We start from the raw sequence: 21712 nt of genomic DNA, 5'->3' as shown, positions 1-21712 counted from the left end.
GGAATGATGCATGGATAATTTTGTAGAAGGCCTGTCCGAGGTCGCGTGCGACGTGCTGGTGATCGGCGGCGGCACGGCCGGGCCGATGGCGGCACTGAAGGCAAAACAACGCAATCCCAACTTGAACGTCATCCTGCTCGAAAAGGCCAACGTCAAGCGCTCGGGCGCGATCTCCATGGGCATGGACGGGCTGAACAATGCCGTCGTCCCCGGCTATGCGACGCCGGAGCAATACACCAAGGAAATCACCATCGCCAATGACGGCATTGTCGATCAGGCGCCGGTCTATAAATATGCATCGCGATGCTACGAGATCATCGAGGAGCTGGATCGTTTCGGCATCCGCTTCCAGAAGAACGCCAATGGCGATTTCGACCTGAAGAAGGTGCATCATCTCGGCACCTATGTCCTGCCGATGCCAAATGGAGACACCGTCAAGAAGGCGCTCTACCGGCAGCTGCGCCGCGAGCGCATTCTGATCTCCAACCGCTATATGGCGACGCGGCTCCTGACGGCGAAGGATGGCAGGATTGCTGGCGCGATCGCCGTCAATACGCGCTCGGCGGAATTTCTCGTGCTGCGCGCCAAGACGGTGATCCTCTGCATGGGGGCGGCGGGGCGGCTCGGCCTGCCCCATTCCGGCTATCTCTTCGGCACCTACGAGAACCCGACCAATTCCGGTGACGGCTATGCCATGGCCTATCATGCGGGTGCCGCGCTTGCGAACCTTGAATGTTATCAAATCAATCCGCTGATCAAGGACTATAACGGCCCGGCCTGCGCTTATGTCGCCGGCCCCTTCGGCGCCTATACCGCCAACAGCGAGGGAAACCGCTTCATCGAAAGCGACTACTGGTCGGGCCAGATGATGCAGGAATTCTACAACGAGCTGCAGTCCGGCAAGGGCCCGGTCTTCCTGAAGCTCAATCATCTCCATCACGATACCGTCGGCGAGATCGAGCAGATCCTGCACAAGGTCGAGCGCCCCTCGCGCGGACGCTTCCACGAGGCGCGCGGCACCGATTACCGCGAAAAGATGATCGAGATGCACATCTCCGAAATCGGCTTCTGTTCCGGCCACAGCGCCTCCGGCGTGTTCGTCGACGAATTCGCGCGCACGACCGTCGAAGGCCTCTATGCGGCCGGCGACATGGCGAATGTCCCGCACAATTACATGCTCGGCGCCTTCACCAACGGCGCCGTCGCTGGAGAGCATGCAGCCGACGTCGCCGCCGAAACCGAGCTTCCCGACTATGACCCTGAATTTGTCGCACGCGAGCGTGAACGCGTGCTGGCGCCGACGCGGCGCGACGACGGCATTCCGCCCAACCAGCTCGAATACAAGGCGCGCCGCCTGGTCAACGACTATCTGCAGCCGCCGAAGGTGACCGCCAAGATGCGGATCGGCCAGCAGCGGCTCAGCGAAGTCCGCGACGATCTGGAGACCGCGCTCGTCGCTCGCGACGCTCATGAACTGATGCGGGCGCTCGAAGTCTCCTCCATCCTCGACTGCGCCGATATGGCCGCCCATGCTTCGCTATTCCGCACGGAGAGCCGCTGGGGCCTTTACCACAACCGCGTCGACTATCCGGACAAGGACGACGACAACTGGTTCTGCCACACACTTCTCAGAAAGATCGACGGCCGCATGGTTTCGGAGAAGCGCAAGGTAGAGCCCTATGTCGTTCCGATCGAGACCGAGGAACGGACGGCCTACGACCGTCTGCGTGTTCAAAAGCAAGCCTGACAGGAAGATCCATGCCACTCGCCCTCTCCCCCAGCACAGTCCCGGTGACCGTCGACGACGCCAAATGCATCGCCGACAAGGGCTGCACGGTCTGTGTCGACGTCTGCCCGCTCGATGTGCTGCGCATCAGCGAACTAACCGGCAAGGCCTACATGAAGTTCGACGAATGCTGGTATTGCATGCCCTGCGAAACGGACTGCCCGACCGGCGCCGTCACCGTCAACATTCCCTATCTGTTGCGCTGATATGAGTGTCTTTGAACCTTTCGAAGCCTTCGGCAACATCGAGACCATCGCCGAACGCCTGCTGGATCCGGATGCCGCCATTCGCCGGCTCGCGGTGATCGAGCTTGCAGAAACGGCGAGTCCCGAGGCTTTGCCGCACCTGATCGACGCTGCCGGCGACGCGAGCAGCGAGGTCCGCCTTCAGGTGGCGATCGCCCTTGGCGAGTTCGATGGCGCCGGTGCTGCCGGCGGCTTGGCGCGGCTGGTCGTCGACGGCCAGCCTTCCGTCGCGCAAGCCGCGGCAGATGGTCTGGCGGAGCTGAAGCATCAGGAGGCAGGCGGCAGCCTGCTGCCGTTGCTGGATCACGCCAGCGCCTTCGTGCGTGCGGCGGCCTTTCGCGGATTGAAGGGGCTCCGGCTGCAGGGCTCGCTCGGCCCCGCCCTCATCGCGCTGCGCGACGCGGACGCGGCGGTCCGGGTGCAGGCGCTCGGCACGATCGCCTATCTCAAACTCGACTCGACGATCCCATCCCTGATTGCGGCAACGCGCGACGAGAATGCCGACGTGCGCGCCGCAGCGGTCAATGCCCTGACGTTCACGGCGCAACTGGCTGCGGCCGAGGCGGTGGCGGCGGCTCTCGGCGATGCGAACTGGCAAGTCCGGGCGGCGGCAGCGGAAGCGCTCGGCCGCATCGGCCACGGCTCGGCGGTCGAAGCGCTCGCCAAGGCGCTCTCCGACGACTATTGGCAGGTTCAGCAGAAATCGCTCGGTGCCCTCGGCAAGCTGAAGGCAAATGCGGCCCTGCCCCGGATCATCCCGCTGCTCGAAAGCGACATGCCCACCTTGCGGAAGGAGGCCGCGGCCGCGCTCGGCGAGATCGGCAACCCCGGCGCCTGGGAAGCGCTTACCGCGCATGCCGACGATCCCGACCCCGATGTGCGCAAGACGGTGCGCTGGGCGCTAACCCGCGTGGGTTAGGAAAGACTGGGCGGCGTCTTACGCGCCGCCCTTCGAGACCATCGCCATCAGCAGATGCGGCCGTTCGATGCGGATGTGCCGCGGCGTAACGGTCAGCAAGCCTTCTTTCTGAAAACGCTTCATCATCATCGTCACCCATTGCCGGGTGGAGCCGACCATGGCGGCGATCTGGTCATGGGTCACCTTGGCATTGATGATGATGGCGTGCCCGTCGCGCACGCCATGCAGCTTTCCGAGATTCATCAGAAACTGCGCCAGCCGCTCGATGACCGAGCGGGTGCCGAGCATCTGGGCCATGGCGGTATAGCTTTTGCCCTTCGACGCCAGGCCCTGGATAAGACAGAGCGCGAAATTGGGCAGTTCGACGATCAGTTTGCGCAGGACATGGCCGGGCAGAAACAGGATTTCGCAATCGTCGAGCGCCTGGCCCGACCAGATATGCGTGCCGCCGCCGGTCATCTCAGGTCCGCCGATGAAATTGCCCGGTGTCCAGTAGGCCAGCGTGATCTCGCGGCCTGAGGGCGCCGAATAGAAGACGCGCACCGAGCCGCGCTCGATAATGAAGACGCCGCCATGCCTGTCGCCCTGGGTGAAGATCGTTTCGCCCGCCGAGAAGCCGAGTTGCCGCCCGTGGCTGCGCAGGATCGCCCATTCCTCGAGCTTGAGCGGATCGAGGAAATGCGCGCCCTCGTCGAGCCCGTCGACCGTCTCGCTGAGAAACAATGACTGCGGGCCTGGCAGGATGACCTGCGGAGGCAGCTCCGGCCCTGTGGCGCGCAATCCGCGTTTCGGCTCCGGCCTTGCGATTTCAAAATCCAAGCTCATCGTCGATCGCCTCTCTGGTGTCGAATGAGTGGGTTAATAGATATAATATCTATGGATTATAAAGAAATATAATTGCGTATTCGACGCTGAAAGTGGTCGTTTATCGCCGCGGCGTCAGCACGTTTGCCGAAATGGCTTGACGGTAACCGACTGTAATTATTCGCTTATACACCAGATCCCAGCGCCTGCCCATACCGGTCCTGTGTCCGGCCGAGGACCGCCGGCGGGGCAATGCAAATAATTGCTTCCGCCGCCACAGGCCTCGCCACATAAATTTGCACGACTGGAATTCAACGATTTCCCGCCGCGAGGCGACGGGCAATATATGGGGTGGCACGATGCATTTTCGCTTAACATTGGCAGCTGCAGCTTTGGCTGCGGTCAGTTTCATCGGCACGGCGCAGGCGGAAACCATTCGCGTCGCCATCGGAACGCAAGACACCACGATCAACACCGCCACCGGCGGCCTGCTGATCCGCGAACTCAACCTTCTCGAAAAATATCTGCCGCATGACGGCAAATACAAGGATGCCACTTATGACATCCAGTGGAAGAACTTTACCAGCGGCGCGCCGATCACCAACGAACAGATCGCCGGCAAGCTCGATTTCGGGGTGATGGCGGATTTCCCCGGCTCGTTCAACGGCCTCGCGCATCTGAAGGCGGGACGCAAGAGCCTGTTCATCTCGGTCCTCTCCGGCAGCGTCAAGGGAAGCGGCAACGGCGTCGTCGTTCCGACGGAATCTCCGATCCAGTCCATCTCCGAACTGAAAGGCAAGACGATTTCGGTTCCCTTCGCCTCGACCTCGCATGGTCTCTTGCTGCGCGCCATCAAGGCCGAGGGCTGGGATCCGGAAAAGGATGTCAGCATCATCGCCCAGGCGCCTGAAGTCGCCGGCGCCGCGCTCAAGGCCAACCAGATCGAGGCCCATGCCGATTTCGTGCCCTTTGCCGAGCTTTATCCATGGCGGGGCTTCGCGCGAAAGATCTATGACGGCTCGCAGGCGAACGGCCCCACCTTCCACGGCGCGCTGGTTGATGCGGACTATGCGGAAAAATATCCCGAGGTCGTCACCGCCTATCTGCGCGCCGCCCTCGAAGCCGACCAGCTGATCGCCAGGGAACCGGAAAAATACAGCGAACTGATCGCCAAGGTGACCGGCGTCGAAGCGGAAGTGGACTATCTCTTCCACGGCCCGTTAGGCCTCCAGACCCGTGACCTGACCTGGAAGCCGGAATACCGGCAGGCCGTCGGCACCGCGATCGAAACGCTGCAATACCTGAAGAAGGCCGATACCGGGCTCGACGTCGACACATTTGTAGACGACCGCTTCATCAAGGCCGCCTTCAAGGCCTCGGGTCTCGATTATGAGGCAAGCCTGAAGAACTATGGCCAGCTTCCGCTCGACGCCAAGGACGCGGCGACCGGCGAACCGATCAAGGATCCGAAACGCGTCGCCGAGATCTGGGTCAAGGACGAGCCGCTCGTCCGCCACTACGCCACCGCGGAAAATGCCTTCAAGGCTTTGAAGGCGCTCGAGGGCGAAGGCAAGGCCATCCGCGTCTTCTACGCGCAGGATCGGGAGAGCGGCATCAAGCTCCTCGGTAATCAGGCTTGGTTCGTTCGTGACGAAAAGGGCGAGATCGGCGCCTTCCTGCTCAAGGACAGCGCCGAGAGCTGGGCCAAGGCGCATGGCGGCGCCGTGCTCGATTTCGCCAGCGCCAAATCCTCCGTCGTGGCAAGCAACTGAGGCCGATAATGACGACGTGGACGCACCCCGACTACGGATCTTGGCTGCGCCGCGCGGGATCGATCGCCATCTGCCTGCTCCTGTGGCAGATGGCATCCACCCTGCGGCTCGATCTCGGCCTGGTCACCTTCCGGAACGTGCCTTCGCCGGTCGAGGTATTCGCCGCCGCCCTGGGGTTCTTCCAGTCGCCGAAACTGTTCGCGCATGTTTCCAGCAGCCTTGAAAGGGTGTTTGCCGGATACGCGATCGCCGCTGTTGCCGGCATTGCCTTCGGCCTGATCATCGGCCGATCGCGACACGTCGGAGATTTCCTGCTTGCGCCCCTCGAACTCTTGCGGCCGATCCCGGCCGTCGCATGGATACCGCTCGCCGTGCTGATGTTTCCGTCGTCCGAACTGTCGATGATCTTCATCACCTTCACCGGCGCCTTGTTTCCCATCCTGCTCAATACGGTCCACGGGGTCGAAGGCGTCGATCCGCGCCTGATCGCGGCGGCAAAGAGTCTCGGCAGCACCCGTCGCGCGATGCTGTTCGAAGTCATCCTTCCGGGTGCGGCGCCCAGCATCGTCACCGGCCTTGCCATCGGCATGGGCACGTCGTGGTTCTGTCTGGTGACCGCCGAAATGATCTCCGGACAATTCGGCATCGGCTACTACACCTGGGAAGCCTATACCTTGCAGAACTACCCCGAGATCATCGTCGGCATGGTGGTGATCGGCGTGCTCGGCATGGGCAGCAGCACCTTGCTGCGTGCCTTAGGCAACGCGCTCATCCCCTGGCAAAAAAAGGAAACGGCACGATGAACAGTCATCAGCGCCTGATGCGGTCCGAGACCGGCAGAATCCTGGCGGAGCGGGTTTCCATCCGACTGGGCAGGGGCAAGGCCGCTTTCGAAGCGGTCTCGGATGTCAGTTTCTCCGTCGCGCCCGGTGAGTTCGTCTGCCTGCTCGGCCCCTCCGGTTGCGGAAAGTCAACGCTTCTCGGCGCGCTCGCCGGCCATATCGACATTGCCGGCGGTAGATTGGACGTCGACGGCATGGCCGTCAGCGGCCCGCATCCCGAACGCGGCATCGTCTTCCAGCACCACACTCTGTTTCCCTGGAAGAGCGCCCGCGACAATGTCGCCTTCGGACCCAAGATGCGTGGCGTCGGAAAGGAACAGCGCCGGCGCGAGGCGCAGCGAATGCTCGATCTCGTCGGCCTGAACGGCTTTGCCGATCGATATCCCGCCCAGCTTTCCGGCGGCATGCAGCAGCGGGTGGAAATTGCCCGCGTCCTCGTCAACCAGCCGCGGCTCCTGCTGATGGATGAACCCTTCGGAGCGCTCGACGCCCTGACGCGGCTGAAAATGCAGGAACTGCTGCTCGCCATATGGGAACAGTTCCGCAAGACCATCCTGTTCGTGACGCATGATATCGACGAAGCGCTGCTGCTCGCCGACCGGATCATCGTGATGAAGGCGCAACCCGGCCGCATTCACGAAGAGATCACTGTCCCCTTCCCGCGGCCACGTTCGACCGACATCGTCGCATCGCCCGAATTCTCGCGGCTCAAGCGTCACTGCCTTGAACTGCTCCATGAAGACAGAGGCACGGATACGCTTCCTCGCCTGACACCGCTTGGATTGGGAAGAGCTGTCTAGAACAGGATGATTTTAGGCCAGGTCGGCCTAAAATATGAATCCTGTTCTAAATTAAAGAGTTAGAGCATGATGTCGTCCGAAAACCGTTCACACTTTTCGGCATCATGCTCTAGCTACGAGGCTGGACCGAGGACACAATCCTGAGTTTGAAGCGTGGCCAATTGGATGCAGTGACAGTTTCAAGCAGCGCGGACCCGATCGCGGCCGCCAAGTTTGGCGGCGTATAGTGCTTGATCGGCGCGTCTATAAAGTTCAGCCGCGGTATCCTCTCTGAGGGAGACTGCAACGCCTGCCGAACACGTATAGGCAAAATCGGGGGATTCCGTCAGCGGGCGGGAAAACCGGATCATCGTCAACATGGTTTCGATGATCTCGACGGCGTCCTCCAAAGCCGTGCCCGGCATCGCCAAAACAAACTCTTCCCCTCCGACGCGCCCGAAACAGTCGCTGCGCCGCACATGCTGGTGGATTCGGTGCGCAAAGTCCTTCAGCACGAGATCACCGGCGTGATGGCCAAGCCTGTCGTTGATGTGCTTGAAGTTGTCGATGTCGAGCACGGCAAGACATCCCTCACCACCGTCTTTGGCGGCAACGAGCATGTCCTCTATCCGCGCCATGACGAACCGCCTGTTTGCAACCCCGGTCAGCTCATCGGTCTGCGAAGCCTTGACGGCAAAGTCGCGGTCCTGCCGGACACTTCGCTCCTCGGCACGCAGGGTGGTGATATCGCTCGCAACACACAGCATCCAGCCGTTTTTCTGGACAGCCTCGGTCATCCAGAGCCAGCGGCCGTCCATCAGGTCGGTTTCGAACGCCCGATAGCCGATTTTCCCCCGGCGGGACTGCGTCGATCGCAGCCACTCGTCGAAATTTTTTGCATGAATGACAGTGCCCTGGCCGCGTTCGAAATTGCGTCGCATGAGATCAGGCCAAAGCGGGGTCTCGTCCCGCTCGATGAAATACGCCGAACGGAGCGCCAGGTTGGCGTAGCGCAGCCGGTCGCTGGAGTCATAGACCGCCATGAGCGTCGAGGTATTCGCGGAGAGCTGCAGAAGCTGTTCAGCGATCTCGTCCATATCGGATCCCGTCTGGTTGCCGAATCCATCCATATCGCATCATTTCTACGTGAAAAGACCCGCGAGACAAAGGACCCTCAGCCGGTTATCTCCCCCTGGTCACGTTTACTCGGCCTCTACATGCCGGGCAGGCACCAGAGCTATCCCGATAAGCGCTGGCTCCAAGGCATGTTGCAGATATCGCCCCACCGTCATCGAGCGCAACTGGCCGATAGTGACGTGCCCAAGCTGTCCATGAGCCGCGGATCTGTTGTGGCTAGCCAGCGCTCTGTGGAAAAATATGTCTTCGTCCTCACCTGCGAATCTGACGTCGCCTTCAGACCAAGGACAAAATTGAAGTTATTTCCGCTGCCGGCTTCGCGCGTGAAACTGAGATAGGCGCCGAATCGTTCGTATTCGACATCTCGAAGGTTTTGGATCGACGCAAGAGTATCCTCGAAATCGCGCCAGCACGCCTGCTTCACGATGATCTCGAAAATGCGCAGGACGGCCGGGGCGAGATGCCCCTTCGCATCTGTCGCCGGCCCGATGATCTTGGCCCGGATATCGACGACATCGCCGATTTCATTTCCACGAACCTTGACGAAGGTGGAACTGAGGGGACGCACCTCGTCCCGTTCATAAATCCGCTGAAAATAACATTCATAACTGCGATTGCGCATCGACGCGGCTTTCCAGTCGCTCATCTCGATGCCGGCCTCTCGAAGAGCACCGCACATATTCGGGCCCGAAACGCGCCACATCCGCAGAAACTGACTTGCCCATCCCGGCTTCGGCACCTCGATCAGCGGCAGCGATATAGATATCGGCGGGAGAGGAGAAGGAGCCGCCGTATCGGGGCCGACGGCTACAGGCGCTGATCGGACAGCCGTGTCGAGAGCGCGATCGTCAGCGAGCCCGACCGGATCGTCGAGGTGGTGGAGTTCACGGTAAAAGACAAAGATGCCTGCAAAAAGCAAACCGGATATCAAAAGCATCGACCAAAGCAGCCAGCGGCGGCTCCGCAATCGGGAGTTCCAGCGCCGAGGGGGGATGTCGGGAGGAGGATCGACTGCTGATAACATTTTATCCACGGCGACCTCACAAGCAAAATCGGAGCGGATGCGAGTTTGAACCCAATCAACCTCGATCCCGTTTGCGACCAGCCGCTATCGGTCGGCGCGTCAGCCAATGCCCCTGCTGAGCAACGCATGTGCAAAACGGTACAGTCTGCCCGACTCACCTTCGACACTTGGAGTGTGAGGTCGCCTGTGTGGAGCGTCAAGCAGCCAGCTCGGCGGACGGCGCTCACCCCTAAAAATTGATGGGGCGAGCGCAATGGCGGCCTGAGGACAATCACATCGGACAACTTCACGACAACTGCGCTGTTCCAGCATCGTGACCCAGCCCATGGATCTTCTCACGCTCGGGATCGCGTACGGGGCGGACTGATCCCCTACGGTTCGCGTATCGCGTTATCCAGCCCCCGCAGCAACGGATACAGGAAATAGGAGATCACCGTGCGCTTGCCGACCTTGATTTCCGTGGACACGGTCATGCCGGGAAGCAGCCGCACCGGCACGTCTGCGGCGTTCAGCCTTGTATCGGCAAGCAGGATTCGGGCCTTGAAGAAGGGCGCTGCGGGCTGGCTGGGAGTGGCGGTCTGCTCCTGTTGGCCGGTGACGAACGTGTCCTGGCTGATGGTTCTCACCTCGCCCGTGGCGGTGCCGTATTTCTGGAAAGGATAGGCGTCGAGCTTGACACGCGCGTCCTTGCCGACGGCCACCCGACCGATATCGCGGGTGTTGATCGAGACTTCGGCTTCGAGCGGCACGTTGATGGGCACGAGTGTGACCACCGGCTCTGCCTCCCGCACCACCGAACCGACCGATCGTTGCGCCAGATCGAGCACGATGGCGTCGGCGGGTGCGGTCAGCGCCACCATGTTACGGCGCAGCTTCATCTTTTTCAGTTCCTCGTCGGCCATGTCACGCTGGCCGCGCAACTCCACCAATTGCTCCATTGCGGCGCGGCGGAAATCCTCGATGAAGGCCTGACGGTCGGCTCGGAGCTTGGCATAGGAGTGGGCGGCCTCGTCGGCTCGGCCGCGGACGGCAGTCAGATCGGATTCGACGTCGAGGCGGGCGTCGCGCGAGCCGAGCAGCGTGATCAGCGAACCGCTCTGGTTGTCATAGAGCCTCTCCCGCGCGGCTTCGATCTGCGAGAGCCCATCACGCCTGTCATTGAGCACCGCCTCCTGGTTCTTGCTCGCCACGAGAGCGGCCGATTGGCCGGCGATCTGCTGATCGAAATTCTGCAACTGCGCCACGTAGAAGGCCCGTCGCTGGCCGAAGAGCTGCGCCTGCAGCATCTGGTCGGGCGTATCTCCCGCCATCTTTGTATAGTCGTCGCCGGCAAGCTCGGCCTCGATGCGCTTCACCTGGGCATCGAGTGCGGAGAATTTCGCCTGCTGCTGGTCGACATCGGCCTGGCTGAAGGTGGCGTCGAGGGTCGCGAGCGTCTGACCGGTATGCACGACCTCGCCGGCCTTCACCTCGATCGTGCGGATGATCGAGGTTTCGAGCGGCTGGACGACGATGGTCGGCTGGGTGGTGACGAGCTTGCCGGGCGCAATCACCACCTCGTCGATCGAGGAAACCGAGGCCCAGGTGATCGCCGCCGCAAGCAGCGCCGTCACGCAGTAGAGCGTCATGCGCGCCACCCGCGGCGGCGCGCGTTCCTCGAGTTCGACGGCATCGGACTGGAATTCGGCAATTGCCGGCGGCAGCGGCGGGCGGGCCGTCAATGCCCTTCCCTTGTCTGAAAGGGCCTTGTCCGAGGGGCCCTTGTCTGAAGGAACCGGCAGGTTCTCGCTGGGTTTTCTGGCGTGCGCGTTCATGCGACCTGCCTCATTTGCTGGGCCCACAGGTGGCGATAGGTCATGCAGCGCGATACAAGCTGATCGTGCCGGCCGATATCGGCGACCTTGCCGCGATCGACGACGAGAATGGCATCGGCATCGACGAGCGTCGAAAGCCGGTGCGAGACGATGATGACGGTGCGGCCGGCAGCGATGCGGCTCAGATTCTCGCGGATGATCGCCTCGCTGTCGGGGTCGAGCGCGCTCGTCGCCTCGTCGAAAATCAACAGCTTCGGATCGGTGATCAGCGCGCGAGCGATGGCCAACCGCTGCTTCTGGCCACCGGAGAGGTTGGAGCCATTTTCCTCCAGCATCGTGTCGAAGCCGCGCGGCAGGCGCTCGATGAACTCCTCGGCGCCGGCGATGCGGGCAACCTCCATGATCTCCTCGATACTGGCATCGGGTTTGGCGGCGGCGATATTCTCGCGAACCGAGCCGCGAAACAGGAAATTATCCTGCAGCACGACGCCGATGCTGGTTCTTAAGTGCACGAGATCGATCTCGCGGCTGTCATAGCCGTCCATGCGCACCAGCCCTTCCTGGCTCTGATAGAGTCCCTGGATGAGCCTGGTGATCGTCGTCTTGCCCGAGCCGCTCTTGCCGACCACGCCGAAGACGCAGCCCGCCGGAACGGCGAAGGAGACATTGTCGAGCGCCGGCGCACTGTCCGGGGAGTAGCGGAAGGAGACCCTGTCGAATTCGATGCGGCCCTGCAGATGCGGCCGCACACCACGCCCGCGGCCTGCCTGCTCCGGCCGCTGGTTCATGATCTCGCCGAGCATGCGCACGGAGAGCGCCACTTCCTGATATTCATGCGCCATGGTGACGATCTGGACGAGCGGGCCGGAAACCCGGCCGGCGAGCATGTTGAAAGCGACAAGCGCGCCGATGGTCATCGCGCCGCTGAAGACGTCGAGCGCACCGAGGCCGATGATCGCGACACTCATCAGCTTCTCCAGCAGCCCGGTCATCGCTTGGGCGATGGTCGAGATCTTGTCGACCCGAAACCGCACGGAAATCGACTGCGCCGAATAGTCGTCCCAGACCTTGCGCTGGCGCGGCTCGAGCGCCAGCGATTTGACGGTGCGCATGCCGTGCACGGTTTCCACCAGCAAGGCCTGGCGGTCGCCTTCCGCCTGGTAAAGCGCCTGCAGGCGACGCTGGAACGGCCCGACGAGCATCATCACCACCAGCCCGACAAGCGCTGCAAAACCCAGCACAACCAGCGTCAGCTTGACGCTGTAGAGAAGCAGGATCGGCACGAAGACCAGGAGGGAAACGCCGTCCAGCAGTGTGAGGAACAGCCGCCCGGTCAGGAATTCGCGGATGCGCCCGGTCTGCTGCATATGCTTGACGAGAACGCCGGCCGAAGCCTGCTCGAAGAGCGCGATCGGCAGGTTCAGCAGATGGCCGAAGGTGCGCGTCGCGACGCGAATATCGATCCTGTTCGTCGCGTAGAGCAGCAGATAGCGCCGCAGGAAGGTGAAGGTCGCATCGAAGACGAGTGCGATCGCAATGCCCGCCGTCAGAACCGTCAGCGTCGCATAGCTCTGATGCACGAGCACCTTGTCGATGACGAGCTGAAAGAAGATCGGCGTCGTCAGCCCAAGGCCGTAAAGCACGATGGCTGCGAGCGCGACATCGCGGAAGAAGCTGCGCTGCTTGATGATTTCGGGGACGAACCAGCGGAAGCCGAAGGGCCGGTCCTCATCGGACATGCGATAATTGCGCTTCAGCAGAACGACCGATCCGAGCCAGGCCTTGGCGAATTGCTCTTCGCTGAGCATCATCACTTCGGCGCGTGACGCCAGCGGATCGAGAACGCGAATTCTCTCATCCTCACCGCTCCCGACAGCGCCGGCGATGACCACCCAATTGCCGTTCGTCAGTTCCGCCAGCGCCGGAAAGGCCTCGCCGAGCTGAAGCAGCGATCGCCAGTCGAGCGTCAGATGCCGGGCCCTGAGGCCGGCATCCTTGGCCATGCGCAGCAGCTGCCGCACGGCAACGGGATCGTTGCCGACGGCATAGTCATGCTGCAATCGCTCCGGCGCAAGATCGACGCCATGATGACGCGCGACGAGCGCCAGACAGTGCAGGTTGGTATGCAGAAAACCACTCATGGCCCACCCGAAACAATACGAGACCGAGTCAATATTCGTTCTGTCAGTTGAAGTTCGGCGAAGCGTTCGACGCGCCGGCCTGCTGGATATCGGCCGCCGCCGCCGCTGACATATCGCCGATACGACGGACCGCACCCGCCTCGACCAAGCCGCCGAGCGCCTTCTGCATCAGATCGACCGCATTGGCGAAAGCATCGACAGGCATGATGATGCGCTGGCGGAAGACCGGCTTCGGGTTGTTGTTGTCGTCACGATCGGTTGCCGAAAGCGACATCAGGTCGATGCGAACGATCGTTCCCGTAATGGTGATTTCGCCGATGCCGTCTGCGTAAAGTTCGTTGCTCATTGTTTTCTCCTCCGTTGATAATCAATACGTCTTCACTTAAGGCGCTTTACGCTGCTAGTGAGACTCTAACTATTTGAATGCGCAGGGATATGTCCGTGCTGCCAGGCCGGAAACGGATCGCGAATGCCGACGGCGGTCTGCGGATCGAAACCCGTCTCCTCTCCGATCAGGCAATAACCGAGAGCGGCGCGGATCGCTTCCTCGTCGAAGCCGGAACCGATGAAGACGAGCTCCTGGCGGCGGTCGCCCCAGACATCGTCCCAATGCCGGTCGATGAGCTGGCGGAACTGCGGAAAGCGCGGCCATTGTACCCGCGGCACCGAGGCCCACCAGTAGCCCCTGGTCTCGATGCGGCACTGGGTGCCGGCAATCGATAGAAGGCCGATCTCATCCGGCCTCGTCGCCAGCCAGAAATGACCCTTTGCGCGGATGAGGCCCGCCCATTTCCGGTCGAGGAAATCCTTGAGCCTCAGGGGATGGAAGGGCCGGCGGCTGCGATAGACGAAGCTTCTTATGCCGTATTCCTCGGTCTCCGGCACATGATCGCCCCAGCCGAAGAGTTCCTTGTGCCAGAGCGGATGGCGGGCAGCCTTCGCCTCGCTGAAGAGGCCGGTATCCAGGATCGCCCCAAGCGGCACCTGGCCGAAGACCGCCTCGACGACCTGAGCACCCGGATTGAGCGCCGCGACGACCCGGCGAACCTCGGCAAGGTCGGCGCACGGCACGTCGCCTGCCTTGTTGATGATGACGACATCGGAAAATTCGATCTGCTCGACGAGCAGTTCCACGAGCTTGCGCTCATCATGCCCGTCACGCCTCTCGCCGCGATCGGCAAGGAAATCGGCGCTCTGGTAGTCGGTGAGGAGATTGACCGCATCGACGACGCAGACCATCGTGTCGAGACGCGCCACGTCGCAGAGGGCCGCCCCGCTCTCGTCGCGGAAGGAGAAGGTGGCGGCGACCGGCAGCGGTTCGGCAATGCCGGTGCCCTCGATCAGCAGATAGTCGAAACGGCCGGCGGCTGCGAGCCGGCGCACTTCGCTCAGGAGATCGTCGCGCAGGGTGCAGCAGATGCAGCCGTTGGTGAGCTCTACCAGCGTCTCGTCGGTGCGCGAGAGATCTGCTCCCCCCTCGCGCACGAGCTCCGCATCGATGTTGACCTCGCTCATATCATTGACGATGACGGCAACCCGGCGGCCCTCCCGATTGCTCAGCACATGATTGAGGACAGTCGTCTTGCCGGCGCCGAGAAACCCGGCGAGAACCGTTACTGGCAATCTGTTGTCTGCACCCATCATCGAAACTCTCACTCTTTACAACATGCCTGGCCTTGCATCCTCGCGGGTTTACGCCGCGAGCTGTGGTTTGAAGGCCACATCCACATAGTAGTTCGTGCTGTTATAGCTGGCTGTCGGGAACAACCCGCCCGCCCCATAAGCATAGACGCCGTTGCTGCCGCCGAGCGCCTTGAGATCGCCGTTCGTCACGTCGCTGGCAAAGTAATTGCCGGTCGCCGAATAATTGCCGTTGGTCGAGTAGGAGACGACGTAGGTCGTATCCGCCTGGATAGCGATCTGCTGGGTGAGCTGCGCAGTCTGCCAGCCGCTGGCCGTCTCGTTGTTGAATGTGACGCTGCCGAGCAGCGTGCCCGAGGCGGTCCAGAGATAGCCGTTATGCGAGCCGGTATTATCGGCACCCTTGTAAAAGCGGATGCCGGTGATCCAGCCTGACGTATCGGCCTGGAATTTCATGCCGAGATTGACCTGCTGGTTGTCGTTGACCGAGACGACCGAAGGCGTCGCGTTGGCGGCAAAAAGATTCTGCTCCGGACCGGCGGCCCCGTTGCTGATGGTAAGCGCGACCTGCGCCGAGGCCGTGCCGCCCTTGCCGTCCGAGATCGCATAGCTGAAGCTTGCCGGTCCCGAATAGCCTGCCGTCGGCGTGAAGGTGACCGTCTGGGCCTGGGCGTTCCAGGCGACCGAGCCGTTGACCGCGGAGCTGACGCCAGTGATCGTCAGCGGATCGCTATCGCCATCGCTGTCGTTCGAGAGCAGCGCCGAGGCCTGGATGGTGACCGGCGTGCCGGTATTGGTCGTAAAGCCGCTGTCGTTGGCGGCCACCGGGACCGCATTCTGCGTGCCCTGCTGATAGAGCACGTCGACCCAGTAATTGCTGGCATTGTAGGAGGAATTGGGGAACAGGCTGCCCGTGCCATAGGCATAAACGCCGTTGCCGCCGCTGACCGAACTTGCCGGCGCCGTCAGCGCGCCACTCGTATGGTCCAATGTGAAGTAGTTCGCCGTTGCCGAATAGAAGCCGTTCGAATGGTAGCTCGCTACATAGGTGGTGCCGCCCGTCACATTGATCGGCTGGGTGAAGGAAACCGTCTGCCAGCCGCTCGCCGTCTCGTTGATGAAGGTCGCCTGGGCCAGAAGTTGGCCGCCCGCCGTCCAGAGCGAGCCGACATGCGTGCCGGTATCCTGAGCGCTCTTGTAATAGGTGAGCCCGGTGATCTGGCCGCTGGCGGAAGCGATGAACTTGACGCCAAGTTCGACCGAGTTGGCGTCGTTGGCGACGGCAACCCCCGACGTATCCGCGCCGGTAAACAGGCTCGACGTCGTGCCTCCGCCGGGCGGCGTGCCGACAGTGAGGCTGACCGTCGCCGAGGCTGTTCCGCCAAGCCCATCCGAGATCGAATAGGAGAAGCTTGCCGCACCCGTATAGCCAGCCGTCGGTGTGAAAGTGACTGATTTGGTCTGGCTGTTGAAGGTAACCGTTCCGTTGACCCCACCGTTGACGCCGGTGATGCTGAGCGGATCGCCATCGGCATCGGTGTCGTTTGCAAGCAGGCTGGCCGCGGCAATCGACAGCGCAGTGTCGGAATAGGTCGTGTAGCCATTATCGTTGGCGGCGACCGGCGCCGCGTTGCCTGTCGACTGGTTGTAGACGACATCCACCCAGTAGTTCGACGACTGGTAGCTGGAGGTCGGGAATGCCGAGCCTCCGACAGTGTAAACGCCATTGCTGCCGGCGAGCGCCGTCAGCGAGCCATTGGTATGGGCTGACGTGAAATAGTTTGCCGTCGCCACGTAGGAGCCTGTGGTGCTGTAGGAGGCGACATAGGTCGTGCCGGCCGCGATATGCACCGCGTTGGCGAATGTCGCGGTCTGCCAGCCGTTCACCAATCCGCTGTTGGCGAAGGTGACGGTCGCAACCAGCGTTCCATCAGCCGTCCACAGGGAGCCGGTATGGGGCCCGGTATCGCCTGATGCCTTGTAGTAGCGGATGCCGGTAATCATGCCGCTGGACGAAGCGACGAACTTCATACCCAGTTCCATCGCCTGGCCGTCGTTGAAGCTTGCGCCCGCCGGCCCTTCGCTTGATGTAAACAGCGTTTCCCCGGCAGGGCCCGGGTTGACGGTGAGGCTGACGCTGCCCTGATCCGTGCCGCCGCGCCCATCCGACAGCGTATAGGTGAAGCTTGCCGGCCCCGAATAATTGTTGGTCGGCGTGAAGATGACGGTGCCGTTCTGCTTGTTGAGCGTCACCGTGCCGTTGACGGCATTGCCGACGGCCGAAATCGTCATCGCGTCGCCATTGGCGTCCGTATCGTTTCCGACAAGCGAGGCGATCGAGATGGTCACGGTATCGTTGCCGGAGATGGTCAGCCCCGTATCGTCGGTCGCGACCGGGGCGCTGTTGGGGCCGGCATCGAAGACCACGTCGACCCAGTAATTAGTGCCGGTGCCGGGGCTTTGGCCGGGGAAGGTGCCGGCAGTGGTGCCATAGGCGAAGACGCCGCCGCCATCGACGGCCGTCACCGCGCCGCTGGCATAGGTGCCGCCGGTGAAATAATTGCTTGTCAGCGAATAGAAACCGCTGCTGTGGTATGAGGCCACATAGGTGGTACCGGCGGTAATCTGGATCGGGCTGGAGAACATCACCGTCTGCCAGCCGGAGAGCGACTCATTGACGGAACCGCCTGATGCCAGCAGCGTTCCGTTGGCGCTCCAGAGGCTGACGGCATGGTCGCCGATATTGTAGAAGCCCTTGTAGAAGCGGATGCCCTGCACGAAGCCTGCCGTGGTGGTCTGGAAGCGCAGGCCGAGCTCGACGGAATCGCGATCGATCGCTGTTTCCACAGCGGGCTTTTCCGCAAGCGTCCACAGGCCCGTCGTTCCCGGCAGGGTGACGGTGACCTGCTTGCCGGCCGATGGCACCTCCAGATTGACGCTGTCGTCGACGGCGCGCGACATGACCGTATAAGTGCCGCTTGCCTGCACGACCCAGTTATAGCTCCAGCTCTCTCGGCCGGTGGCCTTGAACCAATGCTGGCCGCCATCGGTTGAGACTTCCACGCCGGCAATGATGCCGCCGCCGAAATCCTGCGCTGTGCCCGTGATCGTCACATGCTGGCCTTCGAGGAAGCTTGCGCCGACGATCGGCGAGGTGACGGACGAGGTCGGCTTCAGCGTGTCGGTCGATTGGGTCGCGAGGATCAGGCTTGCATCCAGCGTGGTCGGCTGGATACCCATGTCCGCGAACATGTTGACCATCGCCTGCTGGACGTTGCGATCGGTCGAGGTCGTCGGGCCCTGGTGGTTGTCACTGAGGCCCCAGGACCAGAAGACCGTACCGGCGCCGAAAACGAGCGCGCCGCTTGCGGCCCGGTACATGGTGAGGCTGTGGGTGGCGACGGCCGAACCGATAGTCGCGCCGTAATCGCGCAGATAGGTGTCGACCGAGATGGACGAGAGTGACAGGTTGACGAGCCCATCCGGCCGGAAGCCGTTCTCGACATCGGAATCCCATTCGTAGCCGAGCAGGTTCTGCACCAGATTGTAGGTGCCGCCCTCCTGGGTCTGCGAGACATCGGTGTTGCGCCAGAAGCGCAGGTTTGAATAGTCGTAGGGGATGGAAATCGTATCCTGGCGGTAGCTGTCCACCTGGAACATCGTGCCGGTCAGCGAATTTTCCGGCTCCTGACCAGGATCGGCATAGCGCGGATCGCGCCAGGTTCCGGTGCCGACATTGCTCGGATCGGTGCTCGTACCCCAGGTTTCCTTGTAGCAGACCATGGTGCGATAGGCTTGCCCGCTGCCATCGATGCTGCTTTCCCAGCGGACCTTCCAGTAGCACTCGTTGCCGCTCCAGAAGGCGAGGTTGACACCAGCATCGCGGGCGGCCTCGACATTGGCGCGCTGTTCGGCCGACCAGTATTCGTCATGCCCGACGGAGAGATAAGCATCGTGGTTGAGAAGCAGCGTGCCGCTGCGCGCCGCATCGACGCCGGATATATAGGAAACGTTGTAGCCGTTCTGCTCCAGCCACGAAATGGCGGAGGATTCGACGCCGAAGATGTAATCGTGCGAGCCGCCGATCGGACTCGTATTGGTGATGATCGGCCTGTTATAGCTGACGGCCGAGGCGCGGCCGATGGCGGTCAGGCCGCAGCTGCAGTTCGGCGGCAGGTAGCCGATCATATCGGCCGGATCGACGGGCACTTCACCGTAATAGAGGCTGGCGCCGCCCCAGGCATTATAGGCCTGCCAGGTCGTGTCCGACGTCTGGAAGACGATATCGCTGGTCGAGGCATCGTCGCGCACGACGAAGGGGATGATGCTTGCATCCTCGGTGCCATCCTCGCGCACCAGCTTGGCGAAATACACGCCGGAGACCGCATCCGTCGGAATCTGCCAGCTCGCGGAAACCGACCAGTTGCCGCAGTCGATGAGGCCGAGCGACATGTCGACGATCGGATGTGGCTGGATCTGCGCCGTGGTCAGCTGCTGCTCGATGGAGTCGACCTTGCGGGCGCCGTCGCCGCCATAATAGCCCATGCGGTAGATATCGATGCGGTAGTGGGTGGAATCGGTGGCGATCTTGAAATTGACCGTCTGACCGATATTGGTGCTGATTTCGGTGGCGAAGCCCTGGATGGTGCCGCCGCCGTCGCCCTCCAGACCCCACTCGCTGATCGGGTTGCCCTGCTTCAGATTTTCGAGCGCGATCTTGTTGGGCGTCGCCGCAGCCGCTGCAGCCGCCGGCGCCGCCAGTGCTGCCGGGGCCGCGGTCGTCTCAGCGGAAGCATCCTGGCTCGGCTCCACCGAGATGGATGCTATCGAGGCCTGCAGGCGCAACGAAGCCGCGCCGACACTGGTGGAGGAACTGACCGGCGCCGCGGTCTTGGCGCTGCCGGTATCGGCATTGCTGGTAACACCGGTAAGGGCGGGGGCGGCAGGCAGTGTCGCAGCCTCCTCAGCCGGATCCGGGCCAAGCACGGTGCGCTTGGATGTCGAGGACGGCGTCTGGAAGACCGTGGCAGCCGACGCCGTCTTCGTGGACGTGCCCTGCGTGCCGCCATCGGCAGCAGCGGCCGGCATCGCGGTCGACGATGCCGGGGACGATTGCATGTCGCCTGATGTTATCAGGGCAGATGTAACCGAGCCGGTGAAGGAGGATTGGACGGTTGCGCTGCCCTGATCGGCAAAGCTCGGGGCGCCATCGGTACTCCTCGACGACACGACGGTCGCGGAAGCAAGGACTGCACTCCAGGCAGAAGATGCACGAAAGACACTCAACGCTCCACCAAATGTACTCAGATACTCACGATTACCAACATGAATTCTCCGCATCAGCGGCGTCCCCTTCCGCATCGACCGGCCTTTCGACCGCTGTAGCAAGATGTCCATTCTGGCACCTTTGCGAAGGGAACGTACGACAGCAATCCGGGGTATGAGGGAGGTATCCCCTACTCCGATATGATGACCCTCACCCCATACCGACCGCCAAGGCCCCAATCGTGACTACGGCTTCTGACAAGTGGCTGACCCCGATTGAAAAGGAATTTTAGGCCAGTCCGGCGGGCCCAGCCGGTCAACTCGAGCGTTGTCCTGCGCCGCGTGCTACCAGGCCGGAAACGGATCTTCGAGCGTAGCCCAGTCGCGCGGATCGGCGCTGGCGAGGCACCCGTCCAGCGCGGTCCGCACACCAGTCTCGTCCATATCAACGCCGATAAAAACCAGTTCCTGCCGACGGTCGCCCCAAGCGCTGTCCCACCGGCTCTCGAGATGCTGACGAAACTGCTGATGGCTCGGCCAGTCCTGCCGGGGCACGGCTGCCCACCAGAGCCCCATGGGCTCGCAGCGCCGCTGGACGCCGGCGGCCGACATCATGCCCACATGACGCGGGCGCGTGGCAAGCCAGAAGTGGCCTTTGGCACGCATCACTCCCGGCCAGGGCTCGTCCAGAAATGCTCGAAATCGCTTCGGGTCGAAGGGGCGCCTCGTGCGATAGACAAAGCTCGATACCCCGTATTCCTCCGTTTCCGGTACATGGTCGCCCGGGCTGTACAGTTCCTTGTGCCACAGTGGGTGCGCGGCGGCCTTTGCTTCATCGAAGAGGCCCGTATTGAGGATGGCTGCCAGAGAAACCTTGCCGAAATCCGTCTCCACCTGACGCGCATCGGGGTTGAGCGCGGCAACTATTTTGCGGACTTCCGCGCGGATCTCTTCGCTCACGTCCGAGATCTTGTTGATCACGACAACATCGGCAAACTCGATCTGATCGACCAGCAGGTCGATGAGTGTGCGCCGATCCTCACCGTCGCGCTGCATGCCGCGGTCGGCAAGCAGATCAGCACTGCTGTAGTCGGCTAACAGGTTTGCAGCGTCCACCACGGTGACCATAGTATCGAGGCTGGCAAAATCGGCGAGCGAGACGCCCTTCTCGTCGCGGAAGGAAAAGGTTGCCGCGATAGGGCATGGCTCGGCAATGCCGGTCCCCTCTATCAACAGATAATCGTATCGCCCCTCTTCGGCCAGTCGCCGCACTTCCGCCAGCAGGTCGTCGCGCAGCGTGCAACATATGCAGCCGTTGCTGAGCTCGATCAATGTCTCCGTCGTATGCGACAGGTTGCAGCCGCCGTCTCGGATGAGACTGGCGTCTATATTCACTTCGCTCATATCGTTGACAATGACGGCGACCCGTAGGCCTTGACGATTCATCAGCGCGTGGCTGAGAAGCGTCGTCTTCCCGGCGCCGAGAAAGCCGGTGAGCACTGTCACAGGTAGCCGGTCGATCCCGTTCATCGACATCCCCCGG

General features: G+C 62.1%; 15 protein-coding genes. 6 read left to right on the top strand and 9 right to left on the bottom strand.

The genetic code is table 11. The features are described from left to right. The first annotated feature begins 10 nt into the window (after positions 1-10). From CO657_RS33100 to CO657_RS33090, 3 genes are read left to right on the top strand one after another with little or no spacing between them, the layout of a single operon-like run. On the top strand, positions 11-1747 hold the full coding sequence (locus tag CO657_RS33100) for a fumarate reductase/succinate dehydrogenase flavoprotein subunit (RefSeq protein WP_054184335.1): 1737 nt from the start codon (positions 11-13) through the stop codon (positions 1745-1747). An 11-nt stretch (positions 1748-1758) separates the two neighbouring features. Beyond that, on the top strand, positions 1759-1992 hold the full coding sequence (locus CO657_RS33095) for a 4Fe-4S dicluster domain-containing protein (RefSeq protein WP_054184336.1): 234 nt from the start codon (positions 1759-1761) through the stop codon (positions 1990-1992). 1 nt (position 1993) lies between these two features. Further along, entirely contained in the window at positions 1994-2950 is a 957-nt protein-coding gene (locus CO657_RS33090; RefSeq protein WP_054184337.1) for a HEAT repeat domain-containing protein, read from the top strand. A gap of 18 nt (positions 2951-2968) precedes the next feature. Here the strand turns inward: CO657_RS33090 and CO657_RS33085 are convergent, their stop codons facing one another. Then, positions 2969-3775 carry a Crp/Fnr family transcriptional regulator gene (locus CO657_RS33085; RefSeq protein WP_082366310.1) on the bottom strand — a complete coding sequence of 269 codons (807 nt, stop codon included), beginning with the start codon at positions 3773-3775 and terminating at the stop codon, positions 2969-2971. A 338-nt stretch (positions 3776-4113) separates the two neighbouring features. On the opposite strand from CO657_RS33085, the gene CO657_RS33080 reads away from it, so the two are divergent. The 3 genes from CO657_RS33080 to CO657_RS33070 are packed head-to-tail and all read left to right on the top strand — an operon-like array spanning position 4114 to position 7168. Then, complete coding sequence (locus CO657_RS33080) at positions 4114-5526, top strand: ABC transporter substrate-binding protein (protein WP_054184338.1); 1413 nt, start codon at positions 4114-4116, stop codon at positions 5524-5526. Positions 5527-5534: 8 nt separating this feature from the next. Next, positions 5535-6329: an ABC transporter permease gene (locus tag CO657_RS33075; RefSeq protein ID WP_054184339.1), complete on the top strand. Its 795-nt coding sequence runs from the start codon at positions 5535-5537 to the stop codon at positions 6327-6329. After that, the gene (locus CO657_RS33070; protein ID WP_054184340.1) at positions 6326-7168 is read left to right on the top strand and encodes an ABC transporter ATP-binding protein; all 843 of its coding nucleotides are present in this window, start codon (positions 6326-6328) and stop codon (positions 7166-7168) included. The genes CO657_RS33075 and CO657_RS33070 overlap by 4 nt, the downstream gene beginning before the upstream one ends. Positions 7169-7347: 179 nt before the next feature. On the opposite strand, the gene CO657_RS33065 is transcribed toward CO657_RS33070, so the two are convergent. From CO657_RS33065 to CO657_RS33030, 8 genes are all read right to left on the bottom strand, one after another. Next, positions 7348-8244: a GGDEF domain-containing protein gene (locus tag CO657_RS33065; protein WP_054184352.1), complete on the bottom strand. Its 897-nt coding sequence runs from the start codon at positions 8242-8244 to the stop codon at positions 7348-7350. Positions 8245-8435: 191 nt separating this feature from the next. Beyond that, the gene (locus tag CO657_RS33060) at positions 8436-9221 is read right to left on the bottom strand and encodes a DUF6030 family protein (protein WP_054184353.1); all 786 of its coding nucleotides are present in this window, start codon (positions 9219-9221) and stop codon (positions 8436-8438) included. A 458-nt stretch (positions 9222-9679) separates the two neighbouring features. Beyond that, the gene (locus tag CO657_RS33055; RefSeq protein WP_054184341.1) at positions 9680-11122 is read right to left on the bottom strand and encodes an HlyD family type I secretion periplasmic adaptor subunit; all 1443 of its coding nucleotides are present in this window, start codon (positions 11120-11122) and stop codon (positions 9680-9682) included. Beyond that, entirely contained in the window at positions 11119-13263 is a 2145-nt protein-coding gene (locus CO657_RS33050) for a peptidase domain-containing ABC transporter (protein WP_054184342.1), read from the bottom strand. Before CO657_RS33050 ends, CO657_RS33055 begins: the two co-directional genes overlap by 4 nt. A 43-nt stretch (positions 13264-13306) precedes the next feature. Continuing rightward, the gene (locus CO657_RS33045) at positions 13307-13609 is read right to left on the bottom strand and encodes a hypothetical protein (protein ID WP_003595516.1); all 303 of its coding nucleotides are present in this window, start codon (positions 13607-13609) and stop codon (positions 13307-13309) included. Between the two features lie 65 nt (positions 13610-13674). Then, on the bottom strand, positions 13675-14907 hold the full coding sequence (locus tag CO657_RS33040; protein WP_054184343.1) for a GTP-binding protein: 1233 nt from the start codon (positions 14905-14907) through the stop codon (positions 13675-13677). 48 nt (positions 14908-14955) lie between these two features. Next, positions 14956-20301, bottom strand: coding sequence for a DUF4082 domain-containing protein (locus CO657_RS33035; protein WP_054184344.1), 5346 nt, complete (start codon positions 20299-20301; stop codon positions 14956-14958). 213 nt (positions 20302-20514) lie between these two features. Further along, positions 20515-21699 carry a GTP-binding protein gene (locus CO657_RS33030; RefSeq protein WP_054184354.1) on the bottom strand — a complete coding sequence of 395 codons (1185 nt, stop codon included), beginning with the start codon at positions 21697-21699 and terminating at the stop codon, positions 20515-20517. Positions 21700-21712 lie beyond the last annotated feature (13 nt).

The sequence above is a fragment of the Rhizobium acidisoli genome (assembly GCF_002531755.2).
Classification (GTDB): domain Bacteria; phylum Pseudomonadota; class Alphaproteobacteria; order Rhizobiales; family Rhizobiaceae; genus Rhizobium; species Rhizobium acidisoli.
The sequence above is the reverse complement of the archived record's forward strand: the minus strand, read 5'-3'. Positions and strand labels throughout refer to the sequence as shown.

Bases quoted from the DNA above. Each gene is read 5' to 3' on its own strand.
- CO657_RS33050 (WP_054184342.1), bottom strand. From the start codon at position 13,263: ATGAGTGGTTTTCTGCATACCAACCTGCACTGTCTGGCGCTCGTCGCG.
- CO657_RS33075 (WP_054184339.1), top strand. From the start codon at position 5,535: ATGACGACGTGGACGCACCCCGACTACGGATCTTGGCTGCGCCGCGCG.
- CO657_RS33055 (WP_054184341.1), bottom strand. From the start codon at position 11,122: ATGAACGCGCACGCCAGAAAACCCAGCGAGAACCTGCCGGTTCCTTCA.
- CO657_RS33085 (WP_082366310.1), bottom strand. From the start codon at position 3,775: ATGAGCTTGGATTTTGAAATCGCAAGGCCGGAGCCGAAACGCGGATTG.
- CO657_RS33040 (WP_054184343.1), bottom strand. From the start codon at position 14,907: ATGATGGGTGCAGACAACAGATTGCCAGTAACGGTTCTCGCCGGGTTT.
- CO657_RS33080 (WP_054184338.1), top strand. From the start codon at position 4,114: ATGCATTTTCGCTTAACATTGGCAGCTGCAGCTTTGGCTGCGGTCAGT.
- CO657_RS33060 (WP_054184353.1), bottom strand. From the start codon at position 9,221: ATGCTTTTGATATCCGGTTTGCTTTTTGCAGGCATCTTTGTCTTTTAC.
- CO657_RS33070 (WP_054184340.1), top strand. From the start codon at position 6,326: ATGAACAGTCATCAGCGCCTGATGCGGTCCGAGACCGGCAGAATCCTG.
- CO657_RS33035 (WP_054184344.1), bottom strand. From the start codon at position 20,301: ATGGACATCTTGCTACAGCGGTCGAAAGGCCGGTCGATGCGGAAGGGG.
- CO657_RS33095 (WP_054184336.1), top strand. From the start codon at position 1,759: ATGCCACTCGCCCTCTCCCCCAGCACAGTCCCGGTGACCGTCGACGAC.
- CO657_RS33065 (WP_054184352.1), bottom strand. From the start codon at position 8,244: ATGGACGAGATCGCTGAACAGCTTCTGCAGCTCTCCGCGAATACCTCG.
- CO657_RS33090 (WP_054184337.1), top strand. From the start codon at position 1,994: ATGAGTGTCTTTGAACCTTTCGAAGCCTTCGGCAACATCGAGACCATC.
- CO657_RS33100 (WP_054184335.1), top strand. From the start codon at position 11: ATGGATAATTTTGTAGAAGGCCTGTCCGAGGTCGCGTGCGACGTGCTG.
- CO657_RS33030 (WP_054184354.1), bottom strand. From the start codon at position 21,699: ATGAACGGGATCGACCGGCTACCTGTGACAGTGCTCACCGGCTTTCTC.
- CO657_RS33045 (WP_003595516.1), bottom strand. From the start codon at position 13,609: ATGAGCAACGAACTTTACGCAGACGGCATCGGCGAAATCACCATTACG.